The sequence below is a fragment of the Metapseudomonas resinovorans DSM 21078 genome, assembly GCF_000423545.1.
Classification (GTDB): domain Bacteria; phylum Pseudomonadota; class Gammaproteobacteria; order Pseudomonadales; family Pseudomonadaceae; genus Metapseudomonas; species Metapseudomonas resinovorans.
The window spans coordinates 65836-79567 of the sequence record NZ_AUIE01000009.1; the positions used below are offsets into that span (position 1 = coordinate 65836).

Below are 13732 nucleotides of genomic sequence, written 5' to 3' on the forward strand. Positions count from 1 at the left end.
CGCCCAGCGCCTCCGGCCTTCTTCATCGCCTTGCACGGAGCACCTCACCATGACCACCGACGACATCGTCACCCTGCTGATCCGCCATCGGGTCAAGGAAGGCCGGGAACAGGAATACGAAGGCTGGCTGCGCCGCATCATCGGCATCGCCCAGGGCTACCCCGGCCACCTCGGTATCGACGTGGTGCGGGATCGGAAAGACGGCCTGCATCTGTTCACCTGCGTCCTGCGCTTCGCCAGTACCGCTCAACTCCAGGCCTGGCTGGATTCCACCGACCGTAGCAGCCTGATCGAGGAGGTCAGCCACCTGCTGGCCGATGGCGACCAGGTGGAGATCAACCCAGAGCGCGAATTCTGGTTTACCCCGGAAAACGCCGACGCGCCGCAACCGCCGCGCTGGAAGCAGGCCTGCGTGACCTTCCTGGTGATCCTGCCGCTGGCCCTGCTGGTGCCGCTGCTCTGGCAGCCGTTGTTCAAACTGCAGCCCTGGTTGACCGGCTACGTCGCGAGCAACGTGGTGATCACGGCCAGCATCGTGCTGCTGGTGGTCTACTTCTTCATGCCTCCGGTGACGCGTTTCTTCGCCGGCTGGTTGAACCAACGCTGACATCGGGAGGGTTTCATAGGCGAGCGAACATCCACGTTCGTAGAACGTGGACTTGCCGATGGCCCCCCTCGGATGCAGCCGGGCTAATGACGTGTAGGAGCGAGCCTGCTCGCGAAATATCCTGCTCGGACTGTTCGCGAGCAAGCTCGCTCCTACAGACAATCCGACTTCATCCTGTAAATCAGGCATTTCGATCGTCACAGGCAGAGCCGATGACTCATGACCACGCCCTAAGGACGTGGTTTCCCACGTTCGAATGAATTCGCCCCACAGGAAGAGCCGTTCGCACCCCACAGCCTCACCTGATCCCACTCTCCTTGAACGCCTCCGCCAAGAAGTCGATCAGGGTCCGCACCGAGGGCAACAGCCCACGCCGGGACGGAAACGCGGCATGCACGATGCCGGTCCTGGGTACCCAGTCCGGGGTCACCTCTATCAGTTTGCCGCTGGCCAGCCCATCCCGTGCCACCACCCAGGGAATATGCACCACGCCCACCCCCGCCTCGGCTGCCTGGCGCAGCACCAGCAGGTCATCCGTAACCAGCCGGGGATGATGGCGCACGGCGGCGCTCGCCCCGTCCGGGCCGTCCAGTTGCCAGGTGTACTCGCGCAATGCAGCGCCCCAATGCAGGCTCGGCAGGCCGGCCAGATCCGCTGGCACCAACTGCTGCGGCAGGCCTTCCAGCAGGGTCGGAGCGGCCACCAGACACTGGGTGCTATTGGCCAGCACCTTCATCACCAGATCGGTGTCGTCCAGAGGCGGGAAGCGCACCCGCAGGGCGATGTCGATGCCTTCCTGGATCAGGTCCACCTGGCGGTTGGTGCTCTCGATATGCAACTCCACCAACGGGTACTCCACCATGAAGCGCGTCAGCATCGGCCCCACCCAGAAGTCCAGCAGCGCCGTGGGGCAGCTGATCCGCACCACGCCCTGGGGTTCGGAGCGGTTGCGCTCGATCACCTCGGCGGCGCCTTCCGCTTCCACCATCATCGCCACGCAATGGCGGTAATACTCCTGGCCGATCTCGGTGACCGAGAAATGCCGTGTCGAGCGCTGGATCAACCTCACGCCCAGCCGCTCTTCAAGGTTGGCGATGCGCCGGCTCAGCTTGGACTTGGGCATGTCCAGCGCCCGCCCGGCCGGGGCAAAACCGCCGTGTTCCACCACCTGGGCGAAGTAGTAGAGGTCGTTGAGGTCTTCCACCAGCGTTCTCCAAATAGGACTCTGAGAGCAATTTAGCCCGACTACCGGAGTCAGTGTTGCAGTTTCAAGATGTGCCCCATGCACGTCAGGAGGCACACCATGAAAAAGATCCGTGGCATCTACACCAGCCCCAGGCCCCATTGGGTGGGTGACGGTTTTCCGGTTCGCACGCTGTTTTCCTACGACAGCCTGGGCAAGCACATCAGCCCGTTCCTGCTGCTGGACTACGCCGGTCCCGCCGAGTTCGCCCCAGCTGATCGTCCACGCGGCGTCGGCCAGCATCCGCACCGGGGTTTCGAGACCGTGACCATCGTCTACCGGGGCGAACTGGAACACCGGGACTCCACCGGTGCCGGCGGACTGATCGGCCCCGGCGACGTGCAGTGGATGACGGCGGCCTCGGGCATCCTCCACGAGGAGTTCCACTCCGAAGCCTTCACCCGCAGTGGCGGCACCCTGGAAATGGTCCAGCTCTGGGTCAACCTGCCGGCCCGCGACAAGCTGGCAGCCCCCGGCTACCAGACCCTCCTCGACGCTGAAATTCCCCACCTGCCATTACCCGACGCTGCCGGCAGCCTGCGCCTGATTGCCGGCGAGTTCTCCGGCAAGCGCGGGCCGGCACGCACCTTCACGGAAATGGATGTCTGGGACATCCGCCTGAACCGTGGCAGGCCGGTCAACCTGGGCCTCCGGCCCGGCCGCAACACTGCCCTGGTGGTGCTGCGCGGCGCCCTGCTGGTGAACGGCGAAGAATTGGTGCGCGAAGGGCAACTGGCGCTGTTCGAACCCGCTGGCGACGAACTGCTGCTGGAGGCCAACGACCAGGCCCTGGTACTGCTGCTTTCCAGCGAGCCCATCGACGAGCCGATCGTCGGTTACGGCCCCTTCGTGATGAACAGCGAAAGCGAGATTCGCCAAGCGATCCAGGACTTCCAGAGCGGCCGTTTCGGCCACATGGACGACTGACGGTCACACACCGGGCCGGGCGCTTGCCTAGTCTGGACAATCCCCCACGACGGAAACGTGGGCCGGCGGGCAACCGCTTCGGCCAGGACGGCCATCACCCTGAAAAAGAGGTAAGACGCCATGAGCAACTTCGCCCAAATCGCCAACTTCAACGGACAGATTCCGAGAATCGACCCCGATGATGCCGCGATGCTGCTGATCGACCATCAGAGTGGGCTGTTCCAGACGGTCAAGGACATGCCCATGACCGAGCTGCGGGCCAATGCCATCACCCTGGCGAAGGTCGCCACCCTGGCCAGGATGCCAGTCATCACCACCGCTTCGGTGCCCCAGGGCCCGAACGGCCCCTTGATCCCGGAGATCCACGAAGCCGCGCCCCACGCCCAGTACGTGGCGCGCAAGGGCGAGATCAACGCCTGGGACAATCCCGAGTTCGTCGCCGCCGTAGAGAAAACCGGCCGCAAGACCCTGATCATCGCCGGCACCATCACCAGCGTATGCATGGCCTTCCCCAGCATCAGCGCGGTGAACGCCGGCTACCGAGTGTTCGCTGTCATCGACGCGTCAGGGACCTACTCGAAGATGGCCCAGGAGATCACCCTGGCGCGCGTCGTCCAGGCCGGTGTGGTGCCGATGGACACCGCGGCCGTCTGCTCCGAAGTGCAACGAACCTGGAACCGTTCGGATGCGGCCCAGTGGGCCGAAGCCTACAGCCATGTATTCCCGCACTACCAACTGCTGATCGAGAGCTACATGAAGGCTCAGCAGGTGGCCAAGGACAACGAAGTGCTGGATTCGCAACGCTGACCCCCGCTGTCCACCTCTCGAAGGCGGACGACCAATCGAAGCAAGGAGAACCACCATGTCTTTCCAATACAAACGCCTGGACAAGAACGACGCCGCAGTACTGCTGGTCGATCATCAGACCGGCCTGCTCTCGCTGGTACGGGACATCGATCCCGACAAGTTCAAGAACAACGTGCTGGCCCTGGGCGACCTGGCCAAGTACTTCAAGCTGCCGACTATCCTCACTACCAGTTTCGAGACCGGCCCCAACGGCCCGCTGGTGCCTGAGCTGAAAGAGCAGTTCCCCGATGCGCCCTACATCGCCCGCCCCGGCAACATCAATGCCTGGGACAACGAAGACTTCGTCAAGGCGGTGAAGGCCACCGGCAAGAAGCAGTTGATCATCGCCGGGGTGGTGACCGAGGTCTGCGTGGCCTTCCCGGCATTGTCGGCCCTTGAAGAAGGCTTCGACGTATTCGTCGTCGCCGACGCGTCCGGCACCTTCAACGAAGTCACCCGTGACGCTGCCTGGCGCCGAATGGAAGCTGCCGGGGCGCAATTGATGACCTGGTTCGGCGTGGCCTGCGAGCTGCACCGCGACTGGCGCAACGACATCGAAGGCCTCGGTACCCTGTTCTCCAACCACATTCCCGACTATCGCAACCTGATCACCAGCTACAGCACCCTCACCGCCAAGTGAGCCATACAGGGGCCGCGTCGTATCGGCGCGGTTCCCTGCCCGGATGCGCGCCCCTGCTCTAAGATGTCGCCCCCCACGAGCACCACACAAAGGAGTGACACATGCCCCACGACGGCAACCTGCTGCAGGTCGCAGTGATTTTCCTGGTCGCAGCCGTCCTCACGGTGCCCCTGGCCAAGCGCCTGCAACTGGGAGCCGTACTGGGTTACCTCGCCGCGGGGGTGCTGATCGGCCCGTCCGCACTGGATCTGATCAGCGACACGGAAAGCGTTGCCCGCCTTTCCGAACTGGGCGTCGTGTTGCTGCTCTTCATCATCGGCCTGGAACTCTCGCCACGGCGCCTCTGGGTCATGCGCCACTCGGTATTCGGTATCGGGCTTGCCCAGGTGCTGCTGACCAGCCTCGCCATCGGCGCCGTCGCCTGGCTGGGCTTCGCCCAATCGCTGAACACCGCCGCGGTGCTGGGCCTTGGCCTGGCGCTGTCATCCACAGCCTTCGGCCTGCAGATACTCGCCGAGCGCAAGGAACTGACCAGCCCCCACGGCCGCCTGGCCTTCGCCATCCTGCTGTTCCAGGACATCGCCGCCATCCCGCTGATCGCCCTGCTTCCGGTCATCAGTGGCGCCGGTGAGCTGGAGGCTGATCGCGACACGCTGGTCCACCTGCTCCAGGTCGTGGGCAGCGTGGGGGCGGTCATCGTCGGCGGCCGCTACCTGCTGCGGCCGGTATTCCGCATCGTCGCCAAGACCAATCTGCAGGAAGTCTCCACTGCCACCGCGCTGCTGGTGGTCATCGGAACTGCCTGGCTGATGGAACTGACGGGCGTCTCCATGGCCCTCGGCGCTTTCATCGCCGGCTTGCTGCTGGCGGACTCGGAATACCGCCACGAGCTGGAATCCCAGATCGAACCGTTCAAGGGCCTGCTGCTGGGCCTGTTCTTCATCAGTGTGGGCATGACCGCCGACCTCAGCCTGTTGCTGAACCAGCCACTGGTAGTGATCGGCCTGACCCTGCTGCTGGTGCTGATCAAGCTGCCGCTGCTGTTCCTGGTCGGCCGTCTTGGCGGCGGGCTGGATAACGCCCACGCACTGCGCCTGGGCATCGTTCTCGCGGCCGGCGGCGAATTCGCCTTCGTGGTGTTCAAGCTGGCCTTCGAGCAGAACCTGCTGGATAACCACCTGCACAACCTGCTGGTGCTCGCCATCACCCTCTCCATGGCCATCACCCCGCTGCTGGTGCTGACCCTGTTCCGCCTGTTCAAGACCAGGCCGGCGCCGGTGACCGTACCGGAGGAATACACCCGCATCGACAACGACGCGCCGCGCGTGGTGGTCGCCGGCATGGGTCGCATGGGCCAGATCATCGCGCGGATGCTGCGCGCCCAGCGGGTGCCCTATGTGGCGCTGGACACCAACGTGGAAATGATCGAGTACGGTCGTAGCCTGGGCCGCATGCCCATCTACTACGGCGACCCGCTGCGCCCGGAAATCCTTCGCGCGGCCAAGGTGGACAAGGCCGAATTCTTCATCGTCGCCACCGATGATCCGGACACCAACCTCAAGACCACCGAGCTGGTGAAACGCCTCTACCCGCACATCAAGGTCATCGCCCGCGCGCGCAACCGCCAGCACGTCCATCGCCTGCTGGACCTCGGTGCCGTGCCGGTGCGCGAAACCTTCCACTCCGCCCTGGAAATGAGCCGCCAGGCGCTGCTCGGCATGGGCCTCGACGAGGATCAAGCCAATGCCCGCATCCGCCGCTTCCAGCGCCACGACGAAGAAGTGCTGGCCGCCCAGCACCTGGTCTACGACGACGAGGCCGCCGTGATCCAGACCGCCCGCGAGGCCCGTGCCGAGCTGGAACACCTGTTCGACGCCGACCTGATCGAAGACAAAGGGGTGAAGTAACCACCGCGCCATCGATATCCATGAAGGCGACAGCCTCGATGAAAAGGCACTGGCGGCGCTGATTCACGCCGCCGTGGCACTCAACACGGCCAGTTCCCAGAAAAAGAAGCACGCCAGACCGGCCGGATGAGCGGCGTTAAGAGAAGTCTCAGCTGGCCCGGTTACTCATACGCCGCCGGTATTGTCGTGCGCGGTGCAGGGTCTTCCACTGCTCCTGCAGCAATGCCCGCAGGGGGGAGGCGTTCGGGTCCGGCTGGTTGCCGCGCGCCAGGCGCTGCATCTGGAGTTTCACCAGGGACATGTAGGCCAGCGCAGCGAAGGCCTTGCGCTTCCAGCGGATCGGCGGCAGCTCGGCGCTGGCCAGGGCCTGGCCCGCTTGCCAGAGCCGCGGCAGGGCCGGGTTGACCGCCAGTGCCGTGGCGATGCCAGCCATGGCCACGCCGCCGGCCAGCACCTGTTCCACCACCGGCAGGCGACGGATTCCGCCGGTGACCATCACCGGCACGGTCGCTATTGCAGCGATCTCCTGGGCGAACTCCAGGAAGTAGGCTTCGCGGGCCAGGGTGCGGCCATCGCGGGCATCGCCCTGCATGGCCGGCGCCTCGTAGCTGCCACCGGAGAGCTCCACCAGGTCCACCGACAGCTCGCTGAGCCAGAGCACCACCTGGCGCGCATCGCTCGGCTCGAAGCCGCCGCGCTGGAAGTCCGCCGAGTTCAGCTTCACCGCCACGCAGAAGCCCGGCGATACCGCTGCGCGCACAGCCTTCACCACCTCCAGCAACAAGCGCGCACGGTTCTCGATGGAGCCGCCCCAGCGGTCCTCGCGGCGGTTGCTCAGGGGCGAGAGGAACTGGCTCAGCAGGTAGCCGTGGGCGGCATGCACTTGCACCCCGCTGAAGCCGGCCTGTTCGGCCAGCGCTGCGGTGCGGGCGAAGCGCTGGATCAGCGCGGCAATCTCCGCTTCATCCAGCGCCTTGGGCACCGGGAACAGCTTCGACAGCCCCCCCATGTCCAACGCCACGGCAGAGGGCGCCACGGTGGGCTGGCCGAGGTTGGCCTGCATCTGCCGGCCGGGGTGGTTGATCTGCATCCAGAACTGCGCCCCTTGCGCCCGGCCGATGCGTGCCCATTCGCGGAAGCGCTCCAGCCGCTGCCCCTCCTCCAGCACCACGCCGCCGGGGCCGGTCATGGCGCGGGCGTCCACCATCACGTTGCCGGTCAGCAGCAGCCCGGCGCCCCCCTCGGCCCAGGCGCGGTAGAGGCGCAACAACTGGTCGGACGGGGTCTGGTCCTGATTGGCGAGGTTTTCCTCCATCGCCGCCTTGGCGATGCGGTTCGGAATGACGGCGCCATTGGGCAACTGCAGGGACTGGAACGGCGACATGGAGGCTCTCCGGAAAGGTGGGGCGCCGTGCGTCGGTTTGTGGATAACCGGGCGAAGGCGGGACTATGTCGCGGCAAAGCCTAAGGTTAAAGTCAACTTTAAAGTCAATAGGGGAGCCCCATTCAATGAAGATCGGCGAACTCGCCCGGCGCAGTGGCCTGGCCACCTCACGCATCCGCTTCTACGAAGCCAGTGGCCTGATCAGCGCCCGGCGCCTGGGCAACGGCTATCGCGACTATTCCGAGCAGACACTGCACGCGCTGGAGATCATCGCCTGTGGACAACAGGCTGGCTTCAGCCTGGAGGAAATGCGCAACCTCATGCCCGACCCCACCCAGCGCACCAGCAACCACGACCTGCTGCTGGAAAGTCTTCAGCGCAAGGTCAGTGAAATCGACGCGATGCAGCAACGCCTGGCGCAGAACCGCGCGCGGTTGCTGGAAATCATCGCCGGCATCGAAGGCAAACCCGAAGGCATGGACTGCGAGGAAAACGCCCAGCGCATGCTGGCCGGGTGGCGGGACAGCGCGAACGGGGCTGAACGCTAGTGCGCGCCGGCTTGACGCGGGTTGGACCGCGTCGGGTCGAAAGCCGACTGGCGCCATCCCAGTGCATCCAGATGTCCCGTGGTCTGTGCCACGCCCATCTTCCCTATCCTGCCTCGGCCACGGTCACGTAACATCCGCTGCACGCGAGGTGGCGCTGGTAGCACAGCGTTCACCCCAGCCGCTGGCCTTTTCAACCTACGGCCTATTTTTGCCTTGAGCCAAAGCCTTGAGCAGCCCCATTGCGCTGTGCTCCGTCATGACGGATGTCTCCTGCCTTGAGACGATTGATATCTCAATCAGCTACGAGTCCATGCGGCAAATCATCATGCAGTCCCAGCATTCCTGCCTGGTGGTGCTCGATGGCACATCGGCTGGTTCTCCCCGTGGTTACATCTTGAAAAAACAACTGGCCATTGAGCTGTTGACCGGAAATCGTCCCAACCTTGAACGTCTGATTGTGTTCGGGCCTTCTTTTGCCGCGGATGTCAGCCTTGCTGAAGCGGCTAGCGGCCTTGCCGCCAGCGACGCTCATCTGGGTTTTGTCCTCAGCGAGGGTCGGCTGATCGGCATAGTCACCCCGAGCGATGTTGAAAATGCTCTGGCGAAGTCCCAGATATCCGAGCCTGCGAATCGGCCAGCTGACAAGCCTTAGAGTGTTCCTAGACTCACCTTTTCAGTCTCGGCCTTACCCTGGTTCGCCAGGCCCCTTAAATAACAGCGCCGGATCATCCGGCCATGATCTGAGCAGATCGCTTGGGTTTATTTCGACAGCACCCCGATAAAGGTGCGAAGGAGACAGGTGGTGGAAATCTTTGCGTTGGCCTTGCTGATTGTCCTGAATGGCGCGTTCGCCATGTCGGAAATCGCACTGGTTGCGGCCAGGCGGGCCAGGCTGATGAAGTTGGCAGCAGATGGAGACTCGTCGGCAGCGGTGGCCCTGAAGCTGGGCGAGGATCCTACTCAGTTCCTGTCCACCATCCAGATTGGCATCACCTCCATCGGTATCCTCAACGGTATCGTGGGTGAGGCGGTGCTGGCGGAGCCGTTATCGAAATGGCTGCAGTCAGTGGGAGTCCCTGAAACGACTGCGGCCATTGGCGCTACCGCTGGCGTGGTTATCGTCATCACGTATTTCTCCATTGTGATCGGCGAATTGGTGCCCAAGCGCATCGGCCAGCTCAACCCAGAGGCCATCGCGCGCATGGTGGCCCGCCCCATGGTGACGTTGTCCTTCCTTACCAGGCCCTTCGTGCTCCTGCTGTCCTGGTCGACCCATACCATCCTGCGCATCATGGGCGTGCGGCAGGTCAACAACTCGGGGGTCACCGAAGAAGAAATCCACGCCATGCTGGAGGAAGGCTCGGAGTCCGGCGTGATTGAGCAACATCAGCATGAAATGGTCCGCAATGTGTTTCGCCTGGACGACCGTCAACTGGGGTCCCTGATGATTCCCCGCTCGGACCTGGTGTTTGTCGATATCCGTAAATCGCCCGAGGAAAACCTTCGGCTGATGATCGAGTCGGAGCACTCGCGTTTTCCGGTCTGCGACGGCAGCCCGGACAACCTGCTCGGCGTCATTCATGCGAAACAGGCCATGGCGCAATTGGCCCATGGGCAGGCACCGGACTTCACCGAGCAACTCCAGTCCTGCGTCTTCGTTCCGGAAACCCTTACCGGCCTGGAGTTGTTGGAGCAGTTCCGCGGCAACAGCATGCAGATGGCCTTCGTCATCGACGAGTACGGTGAGTTGGAAGGCATTGTCACCTTGCAGGATTTGCTTGAGGCGGTAACCGGTGAGTTCACGCCGAACAACGCCGAGGATGCCTGGGCCGTCCAGCGGCACGACGGTTCCTGGTTGCTCGATGGCGCCATTCCAATCCCGGAGTTGAAGGATCGACTGACCTTGAAGACCGTCCCCGAGGAATCGCGTAATCGTTACCACACGGTCAGTGGGATGTTCATGCTGCTGCTCGGTCGGGTTCCGTCGACAGGGGAGCGCGTTCAATGGGGCGGATGGATGTTCGAGGTTGTGGACATGGATGGAAAACGCATCGACAAGATCCTTGCGACGCCCGTTGAGGAAGATTCAGGGGAATCGGCTGAGGGTCCTAACGCTTCCGGCAGTGAGCCTGGCGAGCGCGATAGCAGGGATTCGAACTCCTAGGCGACCTTGTGAATGCAGTGGGGGGGGGGCGAGAGTCCCCCGACTGCATAGCGTCCTGCGAGCGCGCGAGGTACCGTCTTTCTTCTGGGCGACCCTACCGTGCGCACGCCAGGCAATCTGATCTCGTCACTGAGTATGTTATGTTGTAACAACTTCATACTGAGACTCTCACCATGCGTCATCTTCCCTCCCTTTTGGTCGCCGCCTCGATGGCATTCACCTTTGCCCCGTCTGCCGGGGCGGAGGTTCGTGTCCTGACCAGTATCAAGCCACTCCAGTTGATTGCCGCCGCCGTCCAGGATGGCGTCGGCACGCCTGAGGTACTGCTACCGCCTGGCGCTTCGCCACACCATTTCACCTTGCGGCCGTCCGATATTCGCCGGGTGCGGGAAGCAGATCTGCTGTACTGGATCGGGCCAGATCTGGAGAGCTTCCTGCCGCGGGTGCTTGAGGGGCGGAGCGACCCCAGTTTGGCTGTGCAGAACATCGACGGTCTGCACCTGCGTCACTTCGGCGAGGAGCACCGGCATGAGGATGGACATGCCGAAGAGCATGAAGATGACGAATCCACTGATGGCGAAGCAGAGGGCGAGCATGACGATCTGCATCGCCCTGGCGCGCTGGACGCCCATCTTTGGCTGGACCCAGGTAATGCACGTTTGATCGCTGCGCGTATGGCGAGCGATCTGGCGGCTGCCGACCCGGAGAACGCCGCCCGGTATCAGGCAAATCTCAAGGCGTTCGACCAGCGTCTTTCTGCCGTGGACGCAAAGCTCAAGGCGCGCCTCAAGCCGTTGTCCGGCAAGCCCTTCTTTGTCTTCCATGAGGCCTTCGACTACTTCGAAGAGGCCTACGGTTTGAAGCATGCAGGGGTCTTTGCGGTCAGTGCTGACGTGCAGCCGGGGGCCAGGAAAGTGGCCAACATGCGTGAGCGTCTGGAGTCCGCCGGACCGAGTTGTGTGTTCAGTGAGCCGCCGATGCAGCCACGCTTGGCACAGACCTTGAGCGAGGGGTTACCTGTTCGGATGGCGCTGCTGGATGCGCTCGGATTTGACCTCAAGGTCGAGGCGGATGGATATGAGCGTCTGCTGATGTCGTTGGGTAACGATCTAGCCAACTGCCTCGAGCAGTTGTAACGCTGTTTGAACAGCTCAACTCGGACGTGACAACAAGTAAAGAGACCGGCCCCTTGCGGGGCCGGTCCTGTTTTCAGATCACGCGCTTGATGCTGATGTAATCGCCCTGGGTACGCAGGGTGACGGTCACCGGCTTGTTGGTGCGGTTGCGCCAGAACCAGCCGTGCTTGCCATCGAAGGCGGCTTCCAGCACGCCGGAGTCTTCCGGAGTGGCGCGGCCCTTGCCATAGCCGTGGTAGAAGTCGCGCGGGGCGTTGTAGGGGTCGCCATGGGTGTCGTAGTTCACCACGCTGCCGTTGGCGGTCCACAGGTAGTTCACTTTGGCGCCCTCCTTCATCTCCAGCTTGATCTCGGCCCCCTGGTTCGGCTTCAGGGTGATGCTCATCTCATGCTGTTGGCCAGCCACTTGCGGCTGAGGCGCGGCCGGTGCTTGGGCGGGAGCAGCTTCAACAACCGGGGCGGGAGCCGGGGCGGACTGGACTGGGGCCGCAGCAGGCGCGGGCGCCGGGGCGGCAGCAGCCACGACCGGAGCAGCTGCAGGGGCTTGAGAGTTCGGGGCAGCGGCTTCGTCAGCGACGGCCTCCTCGGCCAGTTGCAGCTTGATCTCGCCCATCTGGGTCAGGCCAAGCGCTCGGCCGACGCCGGTGGGGTCGATGGCGTATTCCGAAGGCATGACCACGGTAACCAGCAGCACACCGGCGGTGATCAGCGCAATCACGGTGGAACGCAGCAGCTGAGCCGAAGACGGGAGTTCGTTGAGGGTTGGGAGCTTGGTATTGAACATGGTGAGAATTCCTTACTGAGAGACGATGAGACCGGTGAACTGGTAGCCCATGAGCAGGAAGCCTGCGCTCATCATGGCGACGTTGGCGGTATAGGCATGGCGCCAGAAGCTGGCGGTGCGTCGCCAGTAACCCATCAGAATAAGAATGGTGCCGAGGGCCAGGAGTTGGCCGATCTCGACGCCGACGTTGAAGGCGATCAGGTTGGCGATCAGGCCGTCTGGGGAAATCTCGAATTCCTGGATCTTGGTAGCCAGGCCGAAACCGTGGAGCAGGCCGAAGATCAGCGTTGCTGCGCGGGTATCGGGTTGGTAGCCGAACCAACGCTGGAAGGCGCCGAGGTTGTCCAGGGCCTTGTAGACCACCGAGAAGCCGATGATTGCATCGATGACGTAGGCGCTGATGCTGATGCTGCTCAGCACGCCGAACAGCAGGGTGACCGAGTGCCCGACCGCGAACAGAGTGACGTAGAGCCCTACGTCCTTCATGCGGTAGAGGAAGAAGATCACGCCGAAGAGGAACAGCAGGTGATCGTAGCCGGTGATCATGTGCTTGGCGCCCATGTAGATGAAGGGCAGCAGAAGCACACCGGTACTTTCCTGGATGAAGCCCTTGTCGCCTTCTGGTACGCCATGGGCCAGCGCGTCGGGCATGACCGCGAACAGGAGGGCGATTGCCAGCAAGGGCAGGAGCAGCGGCCGACGCAGGCGCGCGACGACGGCACCCACTCCGCTCTGGAATTGCGAATGCATTGAGATAGTCCTGGTTGTGATGGTCGGGGCTGCGTAGCGGCAGCGTTCAGAGCACAAGCCGGGAGCGCGGGGGCCTTTCGATCAGGAATATCGGTGCGTTGGGCATGGGCAACTGCGGCAATGCAGCGGGAAAACTGCGATCAGGCTGAGCCGGAAGATCCAGCCGCGCGTTGAGGTGTGGGGTCTCGTGCAAGTGATCAGCGGTGTAGGGAGCGTGAAAGTGATCACTGCACGTCCGGCAGCCCTGCGGTTCCAGATCGTCGTGCGAATGGGGCTGCATCGCCTCTGAGACGGGCGGTTTTGAGCTGGACAGCAACGCAGAAGCGTGCCCCACCCAGGCCATGAACATGGCCAGGAGCAGCGCTAATACCACGTGCGTTCTGACAGCGTTGCCTAGCATTTCCGATCTTCAAGCCCCGAAAGATGACCGCCTGCGCGCTTGATAGCATCCCCCCCAGGGGGATAGGATGCAACGATCCATATCGTTGCACGGGGCTCTTGCGATGGGCAAGCACGAACACAGCCACCAGCACCAAAGTCATAGCGAAATCATCAAAAGGTTGAAGCGGGCAGATGGTCACCTGCGCAGCATCGTCACCATGATCGAAGATGGGCGAGCCTGCGTGGATATCGCGCAGCAGCTGCATGCCGTAGAGAAGGCCGTCTGCCAGGCCAAGCGTACGCTGATCCAGGACCACATCGATCACTGCCTGGAGCACACCGTGGGTGCGCTGACCAACGGTGAGCGCGCCCCGCTTGAAGAGTTCAAGCAGATCACCAAATACCTCTAGGCCCG

Annotated in this window: 14 protein-coding genes; 10 read left to right on the plus strand and 4 right to left on the minus strand. The window is 63.2% G+C overall.

Going from position 1 to position 13732, the window contains the following annotated elements; translation table 11 throughout:
- Window positions 1–49 precede the first annotated feature (49 nt).
- Entirely contained in the window at window positions 50–607 is a 558-nt protein-coding gene (locus G559_RS0110130) for an antibiotic biosynthesis monooxygenase (protein WP_028628107.1), read from the plus strand.
- Window positions 608–905: 298 nt separating this feature from the next.
- Here the strand turns inward: G559_RS0110130 and G559_RS0110135 are convergent, their stop codons facing one another.
- On the minus strand, window positions 906–1814 hold the full coding sequence (locus tag G559_RS0110135) for a LysR family transcriptional regulator (protein WP_028628108.1): 909 nt from the start codon (window positions 1812–1814) through the stop codon (window positions 906–908).
- Window positions 1815–1910: 96 nt separating this feature from the next.
- Between G559_RS0110135 and G559_RS0110140 the strand changes: the two genes are divergently transcribed.
- The 4 genes from G559_RS0110140 to G559_RS0110155 all read left to right on the plus strand — a co-directional run bounded on the left by G559_RS0110140 (window position 1911) and on the right by G559_RS0110155 (window position 6170).
- Window positions 1911–2777 carry a pirin family protein gene (locus G559_RS0110140; RefSeq protein WP_028628109.1) on the plus strand — a complete coding sequence of 289 codons (867 nt, stop codon included), beginning with the start codon at window positions 1911–1913 and terminating at the stop codon, window positions 2775–2777.
- Window positions 2778–2897: 120 nt separating this feature from the next.
- Entirely contained in the window at window positions 2898–3584 is a 687-nt protein-coding gene (locus G559_RS0110145) for a hydrolase (protein ID WP_028628110.1), read from the plus strand.
- A gap of 55 nt (window positions 3585–3639) precedes the next feature.
- Window positions 3640–4263, plus strand: coding sequence for an isochorismate family cysteine hydrolase YcaC (gene ycaC / locus G559_RS0110150; protein ID WP_028628111.1), 624 nt, complete (start codon window positions 3640–3642; stop codon window positions 4261–4263).
- A 101-nt stretch (window positions 4264–4364) separates the two neighbouring features.
- Entirely contained in the window at window positions 4365–6170 is a 1806-nt protein-coding gene (locus G559_RS0110155; protein WP_028628112.1) for a monovalent cation:proton antiporter-2 (CPA2) family protein, read from the plus strand.
- A 148-nt stretch (window positions 6171–6318) separates the two neighbouring features.
- On the opposite strand, the gene G559_RS0110160 is transcribed toward G559_RS0110155, so the two are convergent.
- On the minus strand, window positions 6319–7554 hold the full coding sequence (locus G559_RS0110160; RefSeq protein WP_028628113.1) for an NADH:flavin oxidoreductase/NADH oxidase family protein: 1236 nt from the start codon (window positions 7552–7554) through the stop codon (window positions 6319–6321).
- A 125-nt stretch (window positions 7555–7679) separates the two neighbouring features.
- On the opposite strand from G559_RS0110160, the gene G559_RS0110165 reads away from it, so the two are divergent.
- The 4 genes from G559_RS0110165 (at window position 7680) to znuA (ending at window position 11402) form a co-directional block, all read left to right on the plus strand.
- Window positions 7680–8102 (plus strand): MerR family transcriptional regulator, encoded by a 423-nt coding sequence (locus tag G559_RS0110165; protein WP_028628114.1) that lies wholly within the window; start codon window positions 7680–7682, stop codon window positions 8100–8102.
- A gap of 226 nt (window positions 8103–8328) precedes the next feature.
- On the plus strand, window positions 8329–8754 hold the full coding sequence (locus tag G559_RS0110170; protein WP_028628115.1) for a CBS domain-containing protein: 426 nt from the start codon (window positions 8329–8331) through the stop codon (window positions 8752–8754).
- Between the two features lie 150 nt (window positions 8755–8904).
- Complete coding sequence (locus tag G559_RS0110175; protein WP_028628116.1) at window positions 8905–10266, plus strand: hemolysin family protein; 1362 nt, start codon at window positions 8905–8907, stop codon at window positions 10264–10266.
- Window positions 10267–10439: 173 nt separating this feature from the next.
- The gene (gene znuA, locus G559_RS0110180) at window positions 10440–11402 is read left to right on the plus strand and encodes a zinc ABC transporter substrate-binding protein ZnuA (RefSeq protein ID WP_028628117.1); all 963 of its coding nucleotides are present in this window, start codon (window positions 10440–10442) and stop codon (window positions 11400–11402) included.
- Window positions 11403–11475: 73 nt separating this feature from the next.
- Here znuA and G559_RS0110185 read toward each other — a convergent pair whose 3' ends face one another.
- Together G559_RS0110185 and G559_RS0110190 are read right to left on the minus strand one after the other, a co-directional pair.
- A complete protein-coding gene (locus G559_RS0110185; RefSeq protein WP_028628118.1) occupies window positions 11476–12186 on the minus strand; it encodes a hypothetical protein in 711 nt (236 codons plus the stop codon).
- Between the two features lie 12 nt (window positions 12187–12198).
- Window positions 12199–12936 (minus strand): HupE/UreJ family protein, encoded by a 738-nt coding sequence (locus G559_RS0110190; RefSeq protein WP_028628119.1) that lies wholly within the window; start codon window positions 12934–12936, stop codon window positions 12199–12201.
- 503 nt (window positions 12937–13439) lie between these two features.
- Here G559_RS0110190 and G559_RS0110200 point away from each other — a divergent pair.
- Window positions 13440–13727, plus strand: coding sequence for a metal-sensing transcriptional repressor (locus G559_RS0110200; protein WP_028628121.1), 288 nt, complete (start codon window positions 13440–13442; stop codon window positions 13725–13727).
- Window positions 13728–13732 lie beyond the last annotated feature (5 nt).

Excerpts from the sequence above, each read along its gene's own strand:
- G559_RS0110130 (WP_028628107.1), top strand. The coding sequence starts at position 50 with ATGACCACCGACGACATCGTCACCCTGCTGATCCGCCATCGGGTCAAG.
- G559_RS0110140 (WP_028628109.1), top strand. The coding sequence starts at position 1,911 with ATGAAAAAGATCCGTGGCATCTACACCAGCCCCAGGCCCCATTGGGTG.
- G559_RS0110145 (WP_028628110.1), top strand. The coding sequence starts at position 2,898 with ATGAGCAACTTCGCCCAAATCGCCAACTTCAACGGACAGATTCCGAGA.
- ycaC (WP_028628111.1), top strand. The coding sequence starts at position 3,640 with ATGTCTTTCCAATACAAACGCCTGGACAAGAACGACGCCGCAGTACTG.
- G559_RS0110155 (WP_028628112.1), top strand. The coding sequence starts at position 4,365 with ATGCCCCACGACGGCAACCTGCTGCAGGTCGCAGTGATTTTCCTGGTC.
- G559_RS0110160 (WP_028628113.1), bottom strand. The coding sequence starts at position 7,554 with ATGTCGCCGTTCCAGTCCCTGCAGTTGCCCAATGGCGCCGTCATTCCG.
- G559_RS0110165 (WP_028628114.1), top strand. The coding sequence starts at position 7,680 with ATGAAGATCGGCGAACTCGCCCGGCGCAGTGGCCTGGCCACCTCACGC.
- znuA (WP_028628117.1), top strand. The coding sequence starts at position 10,440 with ATGCGTCATCTTCCCTCCCTTTTGGTCGCCGCCTCGATGGCATTCACC.
- G559_RS0110185 (WP_028628118.1), bottom strand. The coding sequence starts at position 12,186 with ATGTTCAATACCAAGCTCCCAACCCTCAACGAACTCCCGTCTTCGGCT.
- G559_RS0110190 (WP_028628119.1), bottom strand. The coding sequence starts at position 12,936 with ATGCATTCGCAATTCCAGAGCGGAGTGGGTGCCGTCGTCGCGCGCCTG.
- G559_RS0110200 (WP_028628121.1), top strand. The coding sequence starts at position 13,440 with ATGGGCAAGCACGAACACAGCCACCAGCACCAAAGTCATAGCGAAATC.